Origin of the sequence: Paenarthrobacter sp. PPS72 (genome assembly GCF_048537125.1) — a bacterium.
In the GTDB taxonomy this organism is placed as follows: Bacteria; Actinomycetota; Actinomycetes; order Actinomycetales; family Micrococcaceae; genus Arthrobacter; species Arthrobacter nitroguajacolicus_E.
The window spans coordinates 41,637-59,374 of sequence record NZ_JBLYIE010000007.1; the positions used below are offsets into that span (position 1 = coordinate 41,637).

A 17,738-nucleotide genomic window follows, 5' to 3' on the forward strand; every position below is an offset into this window, starting at 1 on the left:
CTTCACCCCGATCCTCTCTCACTCCTTTAAGGAAAGTGAGCGAGCGTCGGTCCCAAGCCCGAGGGATCTGATAGAGCGTCGGGGATACGACAAACGCCCCCATACCGGAGTACGGGGGCGTTTGTCGTAGCGGGAGTGTTTAGCGCTCGATGTCGCCGCGAATGAAGGCTTCAACCTTGTCGCGGGCGAGGTCGTCGTTGAACTGCTCCGGCGGGGACTTCATGAAGTAGCTCGAAGCGGAAAGCAGCGGGCCGCCGATGCCGCGGTCCAGGCCGATCTTCGCGGCGCGGATGGCGTCGATGATCACGCCGGCCGAGTTCGGGGAGTCCCACACTTCGAGCTTGTACTCGAGGGAAATGGGAGCATCACCGAAGTTGCGGCCCTCAAGGCGGACGAAAGCCCACTTGCGGTCATCGAGCCACGCAACGTAGTCGGACGGTCCAATGTGGACGTCGTCCGCGTGCAGCTCAGCCTCGACGTTGGAGGTAACAGCTTGCGTCTTGGAGATCTTCTTGGACTCGAGGCGGTCGCGCTCCAGCATGTTCTTGAAGTCCATGTTGCCGCCGACGTTCAGCTGGTACGTGCGGTCCAAGGTGACACCACGGTCTTCGAACAACTTGGCCATGACGCGGTGCGTGATGGTGGCACCAATCTGGCTCTTGATGTCATCGCCAACAATCGGGACACCGGCTTCGGTGAACTTGTCCGCCCACTCCTTGGTGCCTGCGATGAAGACGGGCAATGCATTGACGAACGCGACACCGGCGTCAATGGCGCACTGGGCGTAGAACTTTGCGGCCTGGTCCGAACCCACGGGCAGGTAGCACACCATGACGTCAGCTTTGGATTCACGGAGCGCGGCGACAATGTCAACGGCTTCTTCCGAAGCCTCAACGATCGTCTCGCGGTAGTACTTGCCGAGTCCATCCAGGGTGTGGCCGCGCTGGACGGTCACACCGGTGGCGGGAACGTCGGCGATCTTAATGGTGTTGTTTTCGCTGGCACCGATGGCGTCTGCGAGGTCCAGTCCAACCTTCTTGCTATCGACATCGAAGGCAGCAACGAACTGGACGTCGTTGACGTGGTACTGGCCAAACTCGACGTGCATCAGACCCGGGATCGTGGCCTTGGGGTCAGCGTCGCGATAGTACTGAACACCTTGGACCAGCGATGCGGCGCAGTTACCTACGCCGACAATGGCAACACGAATCGGATGTGAAGACACGGAACTCCTTTTGAGAAATAACCTCAGGTGCCAGGCGCATCCCTGACTGAGTCCAGGGCACGGCTGAATGGCACGGCGCCATTCGGCGCACACTTGCATTGTAACCAACACAGCCGGGGCCGGTTTTGTTCCCCACCGGCCCCCGCTGTTTGTGTCAGTTCTTGAAGGCTACTTCTGTTCCCACAGATTGATGTCAGACTCGACGGCAAATTCGTCAATCGCCGTCAGCTCATCGGTGGTGAATTTCAGGTTGTTGATGGCGCTGAGGGTGTCCTCAAGCTGGGCAACGCTGGAAGCTCCAACCAGCGCAGAGGTCACAGGCGAGCCCTTGGGCTGATCGCGCAGGATCCACGCAATGGCCATCTGTGCGAGGGTCTGCCCACGCCGTTCGGCAATGGCGTTCAGGCCCCGCACGCGATCCAGTTTGTCTTCGGTCAGCGCAGACTCGGACAGGAACCGCTCCTTGGCCGCCCGGGAGTCAGCCGGCACACCGTTGAGGTACCGGTTGGTGAGCATGCCTTGGGCGAGCGGCGAGAAGGCGATGGAACCGGCGCCCACTTGGTCCAAGGCCTCGTACAGGTTGGGTGAGCCGTTCTCGGTCCACCGGTTCAGCATGGAGTAGCTGGGCTGGTGGATCAGCAGCGGCGTCCCAAGCTCCTTCAGGATCCGGGCAGCTTCGAGCGTCTGCTCAGGAGTGTAGGAGGAGATACCCGCGTACAGGGCCTTGCCGGAACGTACCGCGTAATCCAACGCGCCCATGGTCTCTTCCAGCGGAGTATCGGGATCGGGACGGTGGCTGTAGAAGATGTCCACGTAGTCCAGGCCCATGCGCTCCAGGGACTGGTCGAGGCTGGAGATCAGGTATTTGCGGGATCCCCACTCTCCGTACGGGCCGGGCCACATGTAGTAGCCGGCTTTGGTGGAGATGACCAGTTCGTCGCGGTACGGCTTGAAGTCGTCCTTCAGGTGACGCCCGAAGTTGGTCTCGGCCGAGCCGTCCGGCGGTCCGTAGTTGTTGGCGAGGTCGAAGTGGTTCACGCCGAGGTCGAAGGCACGGCGCAGGATGGCGCGCTGTTCATCGAAGCGTTTGTCGTCGCCGAAGTTGTGCCAAAGGCCCAGCGAGATGGCCGGGAGCTTGAGTCCACTGCGTCCGACGCGGCGGTAGGGCATGGTTTCGTAGCGGTTTTCCGCAGCCGAATAAGTCATACGTACCATCCTGCCACTGCACAAACCGGGGTGACGGCGCTGTCCGCTATGTGGGCGCCGTCACCCTCGATCGGCGGGCTTACTGGAGGCGCACGACGGCGGCGCTACCGCCGGGAAGCGTCAACGTCCCGTCTTCCAGGGCTGTTTCACCATCGGTGGCCAACAACACCGAACCGCTCAGCGGCGTCGCGAGTGCTTCGTCCCCGAAGTTGCAGACCACCCGGACCTTGCCGCGGGAGAACTGCAGCCAGTGTTCGTCGTCGTCGAACTCAACGGATGTTTCCCCGAAGCCGCCCTCTACCAACTCCGGAGTGTTCCGGCGCAGCTGTGCTAAATCCTTATACAACTGCAGCAGGCGCGCGTGGTTGCCTGTGCCGGCTTCGTCCCACTTGAGCTTGGAGCGCCGGAACGTTTCCGGGTCCTGCGGGTCAGGAACAACGGCAGGATCCCATCCCATGCGTTCGAATTCCTTGATCCGTCCCTCCGCCGTAGCCTTGCCAAGTTCAGGCTCCGGGTGCGAGGTAAAGAACTGCCACGGCGTGGAAGCCCCAAACTCCTCACCCATGAACAACATGGGCGTGAAGGGGGACGTCATAGTCAGGACAGCACCGATGGCCAGCTTTCCGTACGACAACGATGCAGTGAGCCGATCACCCGTTGCACGGTTGCCGATCTGGTCGTGGTTCTGCAGGCACACCACAAGCGCGGACGGGTGGGCGAGGTCGTGCCTGATGGGCCTGCCATGGTGCCGCTCCCGGAAGCTGGAGTAGCTGCCATCATGAAGGAAGCCGTGTTCCAAGACCTTCGCCAAGACGGCAAGCGAGTCAAAGTCCGCGTAGTAGCCGGTGGTCTCCCCGCTCAGGTTGACGTGTACGGCGTGGTGGAAGTCGTCGCTCCATTGGCCTTCGAGCCCGTAACCGTTGTCCTGGCGAGGGTAAATGAGCCGCGGGTTGTTCAAATCCGATTCCGCGATCATTGTCCGGGGAATGCCCGTCTCTGCCTCGATCTCGTCCCCCAGCGCCCCGAACTCCTCAAGGATGTGCACGGCCCGCTCATCGCGCAAGGCATGCACGGCATCGAGACGGAGACCGTCCACATGGTAGTCCCTGAGCCACATCGCCGCATTTTCCAGGATGTAGCGGCGAACATCGTCGGAGCCGGGTCCGTCAAGGTTGACCGAATCACCCCACGTGTTGCCCTCACCGGATTTCAGGTAGGGCCCGAACTTAGGCAGGTAATTGCCGCTCGGCCCGAGGTGGTTGTACACAACGTCCTGTATGACTCCGAGCCCGGCAGCATGGGCAGCATCCACGAAACGCTGGTACGCCTCGGGGCCACCATAGGGTTCGTGCACGGCATACCAAAGGACACCGTCGTAGCCCCAGTTGTGGACACCGTTGAAGCCGTTGACCGGCAACAGCTCGATGAAGTCGATGCCAAGGTCCACCAGGTAGTCCAGTTTCCCCACGGCTGCATCCAGGGTGCCTTCGGGGGTGAAGGTACCCAAATGCATCTCGTAGATCACCGCACCCTTGAGGCTCCGCCCCTTCCATCCACTGTCCTTCCACTCATGGGTGGACGGATCAAAGGTTGCAGACAAACCGTGGACACCGTCCGGCTGCCTCCGCGAGCGGGGATCGGGAAACGGTCCCTCCCCGTCCACGATGTAGCCGTACCGCACAGCGTCGCCCTCCTGTGCCACCACATCAGCCGGCGCGCGCCACCAACCCGTGGCGGCGGCGTCGTGCTGTTGTTCCATGGCGTATTCCCGGTCTCCGGCAAGCAGCCGAACAGAATCGGCGTTCGGGGCCCAGACGTCATAACGGTTTTTTCCAGCAGCATGCTCCAGCATCAAGCTCCCCTGTCCGTGTTTTAGCGTGCCTTGCAGTGACGGTGTTGGTGGTCCTGTGAGTGGACAGCCCTGTGAGAGGGACGGCCCTGTGAGTGGGACGGCCCACCCCTCAGGACCGTCAATCGATCAGTCCGTGGGTACCAGCAGGGCCACCGGGTAGTGCTCCAGCAAGGTGCCAACCGGGACAGTACCGGCCCCATACGTGGCACCCGTAAGTTCATCCCGGCAGTTCACTGTCAGCTCGATGGACGTGTCCCGCCAGCCGCCTTCACTCGCCAAGCGCTTGGGCAGGCGAGTAGCAACAGTGAGTGCTCCGCGACGGTCTGCTCCGCGATCGAAAGCCACTACGTGCCCGGCCGCTGCCCCTTGCGCCGCGACCGGAAGGTAACCGGCGAATAGCTCAGGCCTGTCCCGGCGCAGCCTCAGCGCGCGTGAAACCACCAGTAGTTTGGCTGATTCATCCGTGAACGCGGGCTTGGCGCCGTTGTCCAACGCTGCCAGCGCGGCGATGCGGGCTTGGAAGTCCACCGGCCGGCGGTTGTCGGGGTCGGTCAACGAACCGTCCCTGAATTCCGTCCCTTGGTAGACGTCCGGGACGCCTGGCATAGTCAGCTGGATCAGTTTGGCCGACAGCGAGTTGGACGTCCCGTAAGGCTCGAGTTCGTCCACGAAGTTGGCAACGGCGGCGGCAACCTCCGGAACGTCGAAAACGGCGTCGACGGCGGCAGCCAACTGGCGCTCGAACTCTTGGTTTGGGTCCGTCCAGTTGGTGGAATTTCCGGCTTCGCGGGCCGCTTTCAATGCGTAGGACTGCAACCGTTGGCGGTCTGCGGGCCACGCGCCCACGATCGATTGCCACACCAGGGCGGAGAGGGGGCCATCGGGGATGGGCGCGAGTTCCTGGACAGTGCCCAGGAAAAGTTCCCATTCCGGTACTGCCTCGGAGATGACCGAGATCCTGGCCCGTGCGTCCTCGCTCCGCTTGGTGTCGTGGGTGCTCAGCGTTGTCATGGACAGCGGCAACAGCTGCTGCCTGCGGGCCATGCGCTCATGGAAGACTCCACTGGGAATCGAGAATTCCGTGGGATCGGCGCCAACCTCCGTCAGTGACCCAAGCCGGGTGTAGCGGAAGAACGCGGTGTCTTCCACCCCCTTCGCCATCACCATGCCGGACGTCTGCTGGAAACGCTGGGCCAGGAGGCTGGACTCATCCAACAAGAGCGGCTGGAGCCTGCTGAGGACCACCGCCAGGTCAGGGCGCTCCCTGGCGGCATTTTCCACGGATTCTACAAGCGTCTTTCCGCCGTAGGGCAGATAGGTCCTGTAGATGGGGAAGCAGCAAATGACTTCGGCGATGGCGTCGGCCACCTTGCCGAACGGCAGCTCCAAGGATTCAGGCACCAGCCGCGCAAGCCGCAGGATCTCCGAACGCAAGATGCCATCGGCGATCCGGCGCTTGGTCGCATGGATCATCTCGTGGTAGTCAGCCGGAGCATCCGCATTCCGAAGACGGGCGTCAAGGGAATTCAGGTACTCCTCCGCAGCCGGGTCCACAAAGAGACGGTCAACATCGGCCAAGGCGTCATACCCGGTGGTGCCTTCGCAATCGAAGGTGTCCGGCAACTGCTCCCCCGGTTCCAGGATCTTCTCCACCAGGAGGTAAGCACCACCTGTCGCTTCGCGCAGCCTGGCGAGGTAGCCCTCAGGGTCGGCGAGCCCGTCCGGGTGGTCGATCCTCAGGCCGTCCACCAATCCTTCACGGAACCAGCGAACGATCTCCTCATGGGACTCGTCAAAGACCCAGGGAACCTCGACGCGAACTCCCGCCAAAGTGTTCACTGCGAAGAACCGGCGGTAGTTCAAGTCGGCGTCGGCTCGACGCCAGCCAACCAACTCGTAGTGCTGCCGCGCATGGATCTCGCGGGGGCTGTCCCCGGACGCATAGCTGCCATCGGCCAGCGGGAAACTGTGATCGTAGTAGCGCATTTCGCCGTCCACGATCTTGAGCTCGTCAAGGTCGTCGTCACTTCCAAGGACCGGGATGCGGATCTTTCCCCCGCCGAAGTCCCAGTCGACGTCGAAAGCCCCGGCATATTTTGAACCGCGGCCTTCCTTCAGCAACTGCCACCACCAGGCGTTCTGTTTTGGCGAGGCAACGCCCATGTGGTTGGGCACGATGTCGGCCAGGATTCCCAGGCCCTTGTCCTTCGCCGCCTTGGAAAGGGCGGCAAGTCCTTCGGGGCCTCCCCTTGAGGGATCCACAGTGGAGGGATCAGTCACGTCATAGCCGTGATCGGACCCCTTTTCCGCGGTCAGGATTGGTGAAACGTAGACCCAGTCGATTCCCAAGGACTGTAGATATCCCGTGAGCTCAGCCGCGTCCTGCAACGTGAAGCTCGGGCGAATCTGAAGACGATATGTAGAGACCGGGGTTCTCATGCGTCCGACTCCTTTGCTTCACCTTCATCGACTTCGCCCGCAGGCGCAGCGCCCTTGTAATCGAACGGCAATGACGTCACTGCAGGGGCGGTGATGGACGCCGTTTCGGGAGTGCTCGTCTGGGTCAGCGCAGCAAGGGAAGCTGCCACGGAGTGGTCGGGTTCAATTTCCGGTGTGCTGTGGGCCCGGAGTACCACCAATGACTTGCCACCGACCATCAGGATCTGGTCGGGCTTGATGACACCTGCTTCCGCACCTTCTCCGGCGGTATCGATCATGACATCCCAAGCGGGCGCATACTCATCGGAAGGAATCCGGAAGCCTACCTCGTCCTGGTCGGCGTTGAAGTACAACAGGAAGTTGACGTCGGTGATGCGGCGGCCTTGTGTATCGCGGCCATGGATGCCGTCACCGTTGAGGAACACGCCAACGGAGCGTCCCAAGGCTTCGTCCCAATCGGACGGCGTCATGGTGCTGGCGTCGGCATCCAGCCATACGATGTCCGGGAGCCGCTCACCCTCGCCACGCAGGACAGGACGCCCGTCGAAGAAGCGGCTGCGACGCAGGCTGGGGTGTTTGGCCCGAAGTGCGCTGACTGCTGCTGTGAACTCGATCAGGGGTTGGTCCACATTGTCCCAGTTGATCCACGTGAGTTCTGAATCCTGGCAGTAGCCGTTGTTGTTGCCGTTCTGCGTGCGGCCAAGCTCGTCACCGTGCAGGAGCATGGGAACACCTTGGGACAGGAACAGCGAGGCAATAAAGTTACGCTGCTGGCGTGCCCTCAGGCCAAGGACCGTGGGATCATCCGTGGGTCCTTCCGCACCGCAATTCCAGGAACGGTTGTGGGATTCGCCGTCGTTGTTGCCTTCGCCGTTGGCCTCATTGTGCTTCTCGTTATAGGACACGAGGTCGGCCAGCGTGAAGCCATCGTGGGCGGTGACAAAGTTGATCGAGGCCACGGGACGCCGCCCCGAGTGTTCGTAAAGATCCGCCGAGCCGGTCAGCCGGGAAGCAAACTCGCCCAAGGTGGAAGGTTCTCCGCGCCAGAAGTCACGGACCGTATCGCGGTATTGGCCGTTCCACTCCGTCCATTGCGGAGGGAAGTTGCCCACCTGATAGCCGCCGGGACCGACGTCCCACGGCTCGGCAATGAGCTTCACCTGGGAGACCACCGGGTCCTGCTGGATGAGTTCAAAGAACGTGGAGAGTTTGTCCACGTCATAGAACTCACGAGCCAGCGTGGAGGCGAGGTCGAAGCGGAAGCCATCAACGTGCATCTCCGTGACCCAGTAGCGCAAGGAGTCCATGAGCAACTGGAGGGAGTGCGGGCTACGGACATTGAGTGAGTTGCCCGTGCCGGTGTAATCCATGTAGTACTTCTGGTCGTCTTCCACCAGGCGGTAGTACGCGGAGTTGTCGATGCCCTTGAAAGACAGCGTGGGTCCAAGGTGGTTTCCCTCGGCCGTGTGGTTGTACACGACGTCGAGGATGACCTCGATACCGGCGGTGTGCAGCGCCCGCACCATGGCCTTGAAGTCCTGGACCTGCTGCCCGGTGTCACCCTTGGAGCTGTAGCTGTTGTGGGGTGCAAAGAAGCCGATGGTGTTGTAGCCCCAGTAATTGTTCAGGCCCTTGTCCTGCAGGATGCCATCATTGACGAACTGGTGCACCGGCATCAGCTCGATCGCCGTGATCCCAAGCTTCTGGAGATGGGAAATAACTGCCGGGTGGGCGACGCCGGCATAGGTGCCGCGCTGTTCCTCGGGCACCTCAGGGTGCAGCTGGGTGAGGCCCTTGACGTGTGCCTCGTAGATCACGGACTTGTGGTACGGAATGCGCAGGAGCTTATCGCCGTCCCAGTCGAAGAACGGATTGATGACCACGCCCAGCATCATGTGCGGCGCGGAATCCTCGTCGTTACGGGAATCCGGGTCCCCCATGTTGTACGAGAACAGGGACGGGTCCCAATCGATCTGCCGGTGGATGGCCTTGGCGTAAGGATCCAGCAGCAGTTTGTTGGGGTTGAAGCGTTGGCCGGAGTCGGGGTCGTAGGGACCGTGCACCCTGTAGCCGTACTTCTGTCCCGGTTGGACCTGCGGCAGGTAACAGTGCCATACGTAACCATCGACCTCGGTAACTTCTACGCGGACTTCCCCGCCGTCGTCGTCGAAGAGGCACAATTCCACTTTTTCGGCCTTCTCGCTAAACAGCGCGAAGTTGGTGCCGGTGCCGTCAAAGGTGGCACCCAGCGGATAAGCCGATCCAGGCCAGACTTCCATGCGTTCTCCTCTTGATGATGCGAACAACTGTTGCAAGCCTACTCATGACGCCGACACCGACAGTAACCTTACGGTCTTGTTCGGTCGTATTCCGCGCTGAGCGAACCAATAACGCGAGGTAAAGCCGCCGCAATTGCCGAGGCTGTAAGCGGTCCCCCCTCGAAATCTGCCGATGCCAGAGATCCGGCGCGGCCGTGGACGCTAGCAGCGACCGCGGCCAAGGCAGCCCAGCTGTCAGCAGGCTCCAATCCCAAGGAGGCATATGCGCCGTCGTCGTCTCTGATGGACTCCGCGGCCTGGGCCAACAGGCTGCCCAGAACACCGGCCAGGACATCGCCGCTGCCTGCAGTTGCCATCCAGGCGGTGCCTTCGGATTGGCTGAAGAGAACGCCCGACGGCGAGGACACCAGTGTGGTGGCGCCCTTCAGGAGCACTGTGGCGCCGGTTTGTTCGGCCGCTTGCCGCACGAAGTGCAGCGGCCGGGATTCGACGTCGTCGCGGGTCACCTTCACTTCCCCCGTTGTAGGAAGAGAGTTCAGCAACATGGCCAGTTCTCCGGCGTGGGGTGTCAATATCCAATGAGCGGGGCAGCGGTCCGGCAAAAGGCTCAAGGCTCCGGCGTCTACCACCACGGGTAATTCCTGGGCGAGGGCCGAGGCGCCAGCCTCCCTTGCCCGCTGCAATTGTTCCTCACCATCAACCCCGGACCCCAGCAACCACGCTTGGACGCGGCCCGGATGATCCGTTTCCCACAAGGCTTCCGGGGTTCGGGCAAGCACCAGTTGTGCCGCGGATTGGGGCCCCAGATAGCGCACCATGCCCACTCCGGACAAGGCCGCCGCATGAACACACAAAGTAGCCGCCCCCGCAAAACGCGCTGAACCCGCAACAACTCCAAGGACGCCCCGGGAGTATTTCTGGGCTCGCCGGCCGGGACTGGGCAGCAAAGCGCCAAGCGCTGAAGCAGTGAGCCGACGAAGCTCCGGGCTGTTGCTTTTCAAGGACTGCTCGATACCTATGGGTACCAGCTCCACACGCCCGGCGCAGCCCTCACCCGGGTCGGCCAGGAGCCCTGCCTTGATGCCGCCAAACGTCACGGTGACGTCCGCGTCCAGCACGGGCCAATGCACTTCGCCGCTATTGGCGTCCACTCCACTGGGGAGGTCGCAGGCGATCACCAGAGGTGGACGAAGCTCTTGAAGCGACGCTACCAATTCCGCAGAGGCCTCCCGGAGTCCCCCGCGGGCGCCGGTCCCGAGCAACGCATCAATAACGACGTCGCCGCCTGCTGACAAGACTGCGAGCTCCTCGGCGTTTGAGGCCTCCAGCTGAACGACACGCCCGCCTGCTGCCTCGAAAGCAGCCAGCGCCTCCGGATGTACTTCAGCCGCGGCGAGTACCGCCGTCGTGCGCATTCCCCGACGGGCCAGCAAAGCCGCTGCAAAGAGGCCATCACCGCCGTTGTTGCCTTTTCCGGCCAGCACCGTGACACTCGCGCCTGCAAGTTTTCGCCTGCTTTTGACCTCGCGGGCCACTGTTTGGGCCAGCCCGTAAGCTGCCCGTTGCATGAGAACAGCGCCCTCACCGGAATCCAGGAGCGGCTGTTCCGCATCCCTGATCTGTTGTCCGGTGAAGGCGCTGATCATTGCTTATAAAGTCCGTTTAGCCCTCGGCGAGGACAGACGCCGTGGCGATGCCGCCGTCGTGACTCATGGACAGGTGCCAGCGCTTGACGCCCTTGGCCTCAGCCACGGCCAGCACCGTCCCTTTGACCTGAACTGTGGGTCCGTTCTCGTCAAGGCCGATCCAGCAGTCCTGCCAGTTCATGCCCGCCGGAGCGCCCAGCACCTTGGCCACAGCTTCCTTGGCAGCAAAACGGGCAGCCAAGGACCGGGTGTTGAGTTCCCGCTCGGCAGGTACAAACAGACGGTCCCGGAGTCCCGGCGTCCGTTCCAGCTGCCGGCCGAACCGTTCGATGTCTACGACGTCTACGCCAATGCCAACAATCATGGCGTTATTCTACGGTCACGCTCTTGGCCAGGTTACGCGGCTGATCGACGTCGTAACCCTTGGCGCCTGCGAGTTCAGCGGCAAAGATCTGCAGCGGAACGGTGGTGAGCAACGGCATCAGCAGCGTGGGGGTCTCCGGTACGTAGAAGACGTGCTCTGCGTAATCCTTGACCGACTCGTCGCCTTCTTCAGCGATGACCAATGTACGGGCACCACGCGCGCGGACTTCCTGGATGTTGCTTACTACCTTGGAGTGCAGGGAGTCGCGTCCACGCGGGGACGGCACAACAACGAAGACCGGCTGGCCGTCGTCGATCAGGGCGATCGGACCGTGCTTGAGCTCGCCGGCGGCAAAGCCTTCAGCGTGGATGTAGGCAATTTCCTTGAGCTTCAAGGCACCTTCAAGCGCAACCGGGTAGCCAACGTGGCGGCCCAGGAACAGGACGGACTTCTCGTCCTTCATGCTGCGGGCGAGCTCACGCAGGGGTCCTGCGTTGTCCAGGATCTTTTGGATCTTGGCCGGGATCTTGTTCAGGTCCGCGAGGACATCCTTGATCTGGCCGGAGAAGATGTTGCCGCGAAGCTGGGCCAGGTAGAGACCCAGCAGGTAGGCAGCGGTAATCTGCGCCAGGAATGCCTTGGTGGAAGCAACGGCAATTTCCGGACCGGCGTGCGTGTAGAGCACTGCGTCGGATTCACGCGGGATGGTTGAACCGTTGGTGTTGCAGATGGAGATCGTCTTTGCGCCCTGCTCGCGGGCGTAACGGACAGCCATCAAAGTGTCCATGGTTTCGCCCGACTGGCTGATCGAAACCACCAGCGTGTTGGAGTCAACGATGGGGTCGCGGTAGCGGAACTCGTGCGCGAGCTCAACCTCGGTGGGAATCCGGCACCAGTTTTCGATCGCGTACTTGGCTACGAGACCGGCGTAAGCTGCGGTACCGCAAGCCAGCACGATAATCTTGTCCACCTGCTTGAGGAGCTCGGGATCGATGCGGACTTCGTCAAGGGTGAGCTTGCCGTTGAGGTCCGAGCGGCCCAGGAGGGTCTGAGCGACCGCGTCCGGCTGGTCGTGGATTTCCTTCTCCATGAAGGAGCTGAATCCGCCCTTTTCAGCCGAGGCCGGGTCCCAGTCAACGTGGTATTCCTTGCCTTCGGCAGGGGCGCCGAAGAAGTCGGTGATCTCCACGGACTCCGCGGTGATGGTGACAATCTGGTCCTGTCCCAGTTCCACGGCACGACGGGTGTAGTCGATGAAGCCGGAAACGTCGGAGCCGAGGAAGTTCTCGCCGTCGCCCAAGCCCACTACCAGCGGGGAGTTGCGACGTGCGGCCACGACGACGTCGGGCTGGTCCGCATGGACTGCGAGGAGGGTGAACGCGCCTTCGAGTCGCTGGCAAGCCAGGCGCATCGCCTCGGTGAGGTTGCCGCCGTCGCCATTGAGCTGGGTCCGGAAGATGTCGCCGATAAGGGCGGCAGCAACTTCGGTGTCGGTTTCCGATTCGAAGGTGACGCCCTTGCCCAGGAGTTCCTGCTTGAGCTCAGCGAAGTTCTCAATGATGCCGTTGTGAATTACGGCCAGCTTGCCGCCGTCGGACAGGTGCGGGTGTGCGTTACGGTCGGTGGGTCCGCCGTGCGTAGCCCAACGGGTATGGCCGATGCCGGTGAGGGACTCCGGAACGGGACTTGCTTCCAGTTCTGCGATCAAGTTGCTCAGCTTGCCGGACTTTTTACGGGACGAGATGGTCCCATCAGCGACTACTGCGACGCCGGCGGAGTCATAGCCGCGGTATTCCAGACGGCGCAGCCCTTCCACCACAACGTCAAGAGCACTGTACCCAGCTGCCTTGCGAGACGAATTGCCAACATAGCCTACGATTCCACACATGGGTATAAGCCTAGCGGCTAGTGCAAACAACTGACGTGGGACATCCCCTCTCCAGCCCCTCCTCGCGCGAGACCCCGCTCTCATAATTCACCTGCTGGTCGTCGTGCATTTCCTGATCCGCCCCGCGAAGGGCAGAATCATGAGCGTGACTTTGCAACGCACCGAAGCTAACGGCGACGGCGCTTCCCCGTTTGTAGAGCTGGACCGTCAAACGTGGTCCCGGCTTGCAGCGCAGATGGAGCAGCCCCTCAACGAAGAGGACATTTTCCGTCTCCGCGGACTCGGCGACCCCTTGGACATGAAGGAAGTCCGGGAGGTTTACCTCCCGCTCTCACGCCTCCTGCACCTTTACGTCGAGGCATCCCACCAGCTCCACGCAGCCACCACAACCTTCCTGGGCGAGCAGACCCAGCGGACGCCGTTCGTGATTGGTGTGGCCGGTTCAGTTGCGGTTGGCAAGTCCACCATCGCCCGCGTGCTCCGTGAGATGCTCCGGCGCTGGCCCGGAACTCCCAACGTGGAACTCATCACCACCGACGGCTTCCTCTACCCCTTGGCCGAGCTGAAGCGCCGGCACCTGCTGGAGCGAAAGGGATTCCCGGAGTCTTACGACCGCCGTGGACTTCTTCGCTTCGTCTCGGAAGTCAAAGGCGGCGCCGAGGAAGTCCGCGCCCCTTGGTACTCCCATGTCACCTACGACATCGTCCCTGGCAAGGAAGTGGTGGTGCGTCGCCCCGATGTCCTGATCGTTGAAGGCCTTAACGTCCTGGCGCCCGCCCGTCCGCGCATGGACGGCAAACAAGGACTGGCCGTCAGCGATTTCTTTGATTTCTCCATTTACGTCGATGCCAAAACCTCCTACATCGAGGAGTGGTACGTGGACCGTTTCCGGAAGCTGCGCACCACGGCATTTGCCCAGCCTGAGTCCTACTTCCATCGTTACGCCACGCTCTCTGACGACGACGCAGAATCAACGGCACGCGGCATTTGGAAACGCATCAACGAGCCAAACCTTGAGGAGAACGTGCTGCCGACCCGCGGACGTGCACAATTGGTACTGACCAAGGACGCAGACCACTCCATCCGCCGCATGCTCCTACGGAAGGTCTAGCGTGGCCAATCCCCAAGCGATGCCGAGCCGACGGGTTTTCGCGAGCCTACTGACTGCTGGTGCATCAATGGCGGCCCTTGCCGCTTGCACGCCAGAGAACCCCGCCCCGTCTCCGGTGGCCGCCAACGCAGCCAGCGGGGTCCCCTCAGCTTCGGCTTCCCCAGCCACACTCGGCGCCGCGGCTTCTGAAGCTGCAACCATTGCCCCCGCTGAACCTGAGCCCAGCGCAATTCCCTCCAGCGCTGCCCCCTCGCACTCCGTTTCTACGCAGCATTCGCTGACGGATCCTGCTAGCCCTTGGGTTGTGGTCAACAAGCACCGGCCTTTGGCTCCCCAGGACTTCGTTCCCGCAGATTTGGTTCAGCCGGGAGTACGGCTCGCCGTCAGCGGCGAAGCGGCTCTGCTTAACAGCACGACGGCGGCCGCTGCCGAAAAGATGTTCGGCGCTGCGGCCTCGGAGGGCGTTATTATGACGTTGGCCTCCGGCTACCGTTCCTATTCCACCCAGGTAGCTACTTACAACGGGTATGTCGCGAGTACCGGTCAGGCGGCCGCAGACCGGGCTTCAGCCCGTCCGGGCCACTCCGAGCACCAGACAGGCTGGTCCTTCGACATTGGCGATGGCGCTGGCGCCTGCAGCTTCCAGCCTTGCTTCGCGGAGCAACCCGCCGCCGTGTGGGCCAAAGCCAATGCGCACAAGTTCGGCTTCGTGGTTCGGTATCCGTGGATGTTCCACGACACCACCGGGTACTTCTACGAGTCCTGGCACTTGCGCTACATCGGCGTGGAGGCAGCCACGGATATGTCCGCTCGCGGCATTGCAACCATGGAAGAGTATTTCGGGCTCGAAGCAGCACCCGACTATCTCTAGAACCCCTTGAACACTGAGGCCCGCTCCCCTGCTTCTACTCAAGCAGGAGTGCGGGCCCAAAAGTGTGCGCTTTCCTAGACTGCCATTTCGCTCGGGGCGCCCAAACGGTCCTTGACCACGGCAGCAAGACCCTTGCAGACGCGCTCGGCTGTTTCCATATCGGCGGCCTCCACCATAACGCGTACCAGAGCCTCAGTGCCCGAAGGGCGGAGCAGCACACGGCCGGTCTCCCCCAATTCAAGCTCGGCTGCGGCAACGGCTGCAGCGACGCCCTCGTCCGTGGCGGCCCGGGCCTTGTCAACGTCCTTGACGTTGATCATCAGCTGCGGAAGCTTGGTCATTGCACTGGAGAGGTCCTTCAGGCTCCGGCCTGTCAGGGCAACCTGGGCGGCAAGCTGAAGTCCGGTCAGGACACCATCACCCGTAGTTGCGAAGTCCGAGAAGATCACGTGGCCGGACTGTTCGCCACCAAGGTTGTACCCGCCGTCGCGCATTTCTTCCAGGACGTAGCGGTCACCTACGCCGGTCTCGCGGATGGTGATGCCGGCATCGCGAAGGGCGATCTTCAGGCCAAGGTTGCTCATGACCGTGGCCACCAGGATGTTGTCCTTGAGCTTTCCGGCTTCCTTGAGTGCCAGGGCCAGGATCGCCATGATCTGGTCGCCGTCCACTTCGTTGCCTTCGTGGTCAACGGCCAGGCAGCGGTCGGCGTCGCCGTCGTGCGCTACGCCAAGGTCCGCGCCATGCTTGACCACAGCTTCCTTCAGCGGGCCCAAGTGGGTGGAGCCCACGCCGTCGTTGATGTTCAGACCGTCCGGCTCTGCGCCGATCACCACGACGTCCGCGCCGGCGTCCTTGAAGACCTGGGGTGAACAACCGCTCGCTGCACCATGGGCGCAGTCGAGGACAACCTTCAAGCCTTCCAGGCGCTTGGGGAGCGTGCCCAGCAGGTGCACGATGTACCTGTCCTCAGCGTCCGAGAACCGTTGGATGCGACCGACGTCGGCACCTACCGGGCGCTGCGGCTCTTTGCCCAGCTGCGCCTCGATGGCGTCCTCAACATCGTCCGCAAGCTTCTGCCCGCCTCGGGCAAAGAACTTAATCCCGTTGTCCGGCGCCGGGTTGTGGGAGGCCGAGAGCATGACTCCAAAGTCGGCGTCGAGATCCGCAACCAAGTAAGCCGCTGCGGGAGTGGGGAGCACGCCGGCGTCGTAGACGTCGATACCGGAGCTGGAAAGCCCGGCCTCGACGGCCGCGGCAAGAAACTCGCCGCTGGCCCTGGGGTCCCTCGCGACGACGGCGCGCGGCCGCTTGCCATCGGTTGTGCGGTCATGGCCGAGTACGACGGCGGCTGCCTGCGCGAGCTGCATAGCCAGTTCGGCGGTGAGCAATCCGTTCGCGAGACCGCGGACGCCATCTGTTCCAAATAATCTAGACATCGGGTCAAGTTTAGACGACGACAGGACAGCACTGGTTCAAGTGGGTCCCGGAAGGTCATAAGCTGCCCTTTTAATGGCCCCTTCTTAGCTTCTGAAACGACGAAAGCCCGCCCCGCCGAGGTGGCGGAGCGGGCAATCGAGTAAGCGTGGATTAACGCTTGGAGTACTGCTGAGCCTTGCGTGCCTTCTTGAGGCCGGCCTTCTTACGCTCGATGACGCGGGCGTCACGGCTAAGGTAACCGGCCTTCTTGAGGGTGGCGCGGTTGTTGTCGACGTCGATCTCGTTCAGCGAGCGAGCAACACCGAGGCGCAGGGCACCGGCCTGGCCGGAGATGCCACCGCCGTGGATACGGGCGATGACGTCGTAGGCGCCTTCGAGATCAAGGATCTTGAAGGGCTCGTTGACATCCTGCTGGTGCAGCTTGTTCGGGAAGTAGTTGTCCAGCGTGCGGCCATTGATGGTCCACTTGCCGGAACCCGGAACAACGCGAACGCGTGCAACGGCTTCCTTGCGGCGGCCAACAGCTGCGCCGGCAACGGTCAGTGCCGGGCGCTCCTTCTTGGGCGCATCTTCAGCAGATGTGCTTTCAGAGGTGTAGCTGGTGAGGGTTTCCTCAGCCTCGACGGCTTCGGCGGTCAGTTCTTCGTTCTGAGCCACGGTTCTCCTTGTAATGAAAAGTTGGTTGGTGGCCAGGACTACTGGGCGACCTGGGTGATTTCGAAAGTCTTAGGCTGCTGTGCAGCGTGGGGGTGCTCCGGGCCTGCGTAGACCTTGAGCTTGCCCAGCTGCTGAGCGGCGAGGGAGTTCTTGGGGAGCATGCCCTTGATGGCCTTCTCAACAGCGCGAACCGGGTTGGATTCCAACAGCTCGGCGTAGTTGACGGAGGTCAGGCCGCCCGGGTAACCGGAGTGGCGGTATGCGCGCTTCTGCTCCAGCTTGGCGCCGGTGAGGGCAACCTTTTCAGCGTTGATGATGATGACGAAGTCGCCCATGTCCATGTGGGACGCAAAGGTCGGCTTGTGCTTTCCGCGCAGCAGTGTTGCGGTCTGGCTGGCAAGACGACCAAGGACAACGTCGGTGGCGTCAATGACGTGCCACTGGCGGTTGATATCGCCGGGCTTCGGGGTGTACGTACGCACGGTTTTGCCTCGTTCTTGTTCTGGCGTTCATGTTTTAGGCGACACGCAGTGAGGCGTGTACCTACTATGTATGCGCTACCGGAGCAGAGGTGAGGGCTCTATGTACCAGTTATCCCAAGATCCCGATATGCCTCAGGAGTTAGCGATCCTGCAACTGGATCCCCCGCAAGGCATGTGTCATCGAGATAGGACACGCACAACGACTCTAAACAATACCGTCACTAGGGCGTCCGGGTCAAAATGGGGTAACCGCCCCTCGGGGTAGCGCACCTTACTAA

Annotated in this window: 13 protein-coding genes; 2 read left to right on the forward strand and 11 right to left on the reverse strand. The window is 62.1% G+C overall.

Annotated elements, in window-relative coordinates; translation table 11 throughout:
- Positions 1-139: 139 nt before the first annotated feature.
- The 8 genes from ACLRGI_RS04210 to glmS all read right to left on the reverse strand — a co-directional run bounded on the left by ACLRGI_RS04210 (position 140) and on the right by glmS (position 12,899).
- Entirely contained in the window at positions 140-1,225 is a 1,086-nt protein-coding gene (locus tag ACLRGI_RS04210) for an inositol-3-phosphate synthase (protein WP_419200441.1), read from the reverse strand.
- A 168-nt stretch (positions 1,226-1,393) separates the two neighbouring features.
- Positions 1,394-2,431 carry an L-glyceraldehyde 3-phosphate reductase gene (gene mgrA / locus ACLRGI_RS04215; protein WP_419200442.1) on the reverse strand — a complete coding sequence of 346 codons (1,038 nt, stop codon included), beginning with the start codon at positions 2,429-2,431 and terminating at the stop codon, positions 1,394-1,396.
- Positions 2,432-2,510: 79 nt separating this feature from the next.
- On the reverse strand, positions 2,511-4,283 hold the full coding sequence (gene treZ, locus ACLRGI_RS04220) for a malto-oligosyltrehalose trehalohydrolase (protein WP_419200443.1): 1,773 nt from the start codon (positions 4,281-4,283) through the stop codon (positions 2,511-2,513).
- Positions 4,284-4,409: 126 nt separating this feature from the next.
- Entirely contained in the window at positions 4,410-6,722 is a 2,313-nt protein-coding gene (treY, locus tag ACLRGI_RS04225; RefSeq protein WP_419200444.1) for a malto-oligosyltrehalose synthase, read from the reverse strand.
- Positions 6,719-9,001 (reverse strand): glycogen debranching protein GlgX, encoded by a 2,283-nt coding sequence (gene glgX / locus ACLRGI_RS04230; protein ID WP_419200445.1) that lies wholly within the window; start codon positions 8,999-9,001, stop codon positions 6,719-6,721. The genes treY and glgX overlap by 4 nt, the downstream gene beginning before the upstream one ends.
- A gap of 68 nt (positions 9,002-9,069) precedes the next feature.
- A complete protein-coding gene (locus ACLRGI_RS04235; RefSeq protein WP_419200446.1) occupies positions 9,070-10,647 on the reverse strand; it encodes an NAD(P)H-hydrate epimerase in 1,578 nt (525 codons plus the stop codon).
- Between the two features lie 16 nt (positions 10,648-10,663).
- Positions 10,664-11,011, reverse strand: a complete 348-nt coding sequence (locus ACLRGI_RS04240; RefSeq protein WP_419200447.1) for a holo-ACP synthase — start codon at positions 11,009-11,011, stop codon at positions 10,664-10,666.
- 4 nt (positions 11,012-11,015) lie between these two features.
- Positions 11,016-12,899, reverse strand: a complete 1,884-nt coding sequence (glmS, locus tag ACLRGI_RS04245; RefSeq protein WP_419200448.1) for a glutamine--fructose-6-phosphate transaminase (isomerizing) — start codon at positions 12,897-12,899, stop codon at positions 11,016-11,018.
- A 139-nt stretch (positions 12,900-13,038) separates the two neighbouring features.
- On the opposite strand from glmS, the gene coaA reads away from it, so the two are divergent.
- A complete protein-coding gene (coaA, locus tag ACLRGI_RS04250) occupies positions 13,039-14,010 on the forward strand; it encodes a type I pantothenate kinase (protein WP_011775550.1) in 972 nt (323 codons plus the stop codon).
- A 19-nt stretch (positions 14,011-14,029) separates the two neighbouring features.
- Positions 14,030-14,881, forward strand: coding sequence for a M15 family metallopeptidase (locus tag ACLRGI_RS04255; protein WP_419200592.1), 852 nt, complete (start codon positions 14,030-14,032; stop codon positions 14,879-14,881).
- 74 nt (positions 14,882-14,955) lie between these two features.
- Here the strand turns inward: ACLRGI_RS04255 and glmM are convergent, their stop codons facing one another.
- The 3 genes from glmM to rplM form a co-directional block, all read right to left on the reverse strand.
- Complete coding sequence (glmM, locus tag ACLRGI_RS04260) at positions 14,956-16,320, reverse strand: phosphoglucosamine mutase (protein WP_419200449.1); 1,365 nt, start codon at positions 16,318-16,320, stop codon at positions 14,956-14,958.
- A gap of 151 nt (positions 16,321-16,471) precedes the next feature.
- On the reverse strand, positions 16,472-16,978 hold the full coding sequence (rpsI, locus tag ACLRGI_RS04265; RefSeq protein WP_011775553.1) for a 30S ribosomal protein S9: 507 nt from the start codon (positions 16,976-16,978) through the stop codon (positions 16,472-16,474).
- A 38-nt stretch (positions 16,979-17,016) separates the two neighbouring features.
- A complete protein-coding gene (gene rplM / locus ACLRGI_RS04270) occupies positions 17,017-17,460 on the reverse strand; it encodes a 50S ribosomal protein L13 (protein ID WP_011775554.1) in 444 nt (147 codons plus the stop codon).
- Positions 17,461-17,738 lie beyond the last annotated feature (278 nt).

What these genes read in the sequence shown, in the direction of transcription:
- mgrA (WP_419200442.1), bottom strand. Translation starts at nt 2,431, where the DNA reads ATGACTTATTCGGCTGCGGAAAACCGCTACGAAACCATGCCCTACCGC.
- treZ (WP_419200443.1), bottom strand. Translation starts at nt 4,283, where the DNA reads ATGCTGGAGCATGCTGCTGGAAAAAACCGTTATGACGTCTGGGCCCCG.
- treY (WP_419200444.1), bottom strand. Translation starts at nt 6,722, where the DNA reads ATGAGAACCCCGGTCTCTACATATCGTCTTCAGATTCGCCCGAGCTTC.
- glgX (WP_419200445.1), bottom strand. Translation starts at nt 9,001, where the DNA reads ATGGAAGTCTGGCCTGGATCGGCTTATCCGCTGGGTGCCACCTTTGAC.
- ACLRGI_RS04235 (WP_419200446.1), bottom strand. Translation starts at nt 10,647, where the DNA reads ATGATCAGCGCCTTCACCGGACAACAGATCAGGGATGCGGAACAGCCG.
- ACLRGI_RS04240 (WP_419200447.1), bottom strand. Translation starts at nt 11,011, where the DNA reads ATGATTGTTGGCATTGGCGTAGACGTCGTAGACATCGAACGGTTCGGC.
- glmS (WP_419200448.1), bottom strand. Translation starts at nt 12,899, where the DNA reads ATGTGTGGAATCGTAGGCTATGTTGGCAATTCGTCTCGCAAGGCAGCT.
- coaA (WP_011775550.1), top strand. Translation starts at nt 13,039, where the DNA reads ATGAGCGTGACTTTGCAACGCACCGAAGCTAACGGCGACGGCGCTTCC.
- ACLRGI_RS04255 (WP_419200592.1), top strand. Translation starts at nt 14,030, where the DNA reads ATGCCGAGCCGACGGGTTTTCGCGAGCCTACTGACTGCTGGTGCATCA.
- glmM (WP_419200449.1), bottom strand. Translation starts at nt 16,320, where the DNA reads ATGTCTAGATTATTTGGAACAGATGGCGTCCGCGGTCTCGCGAACGGA.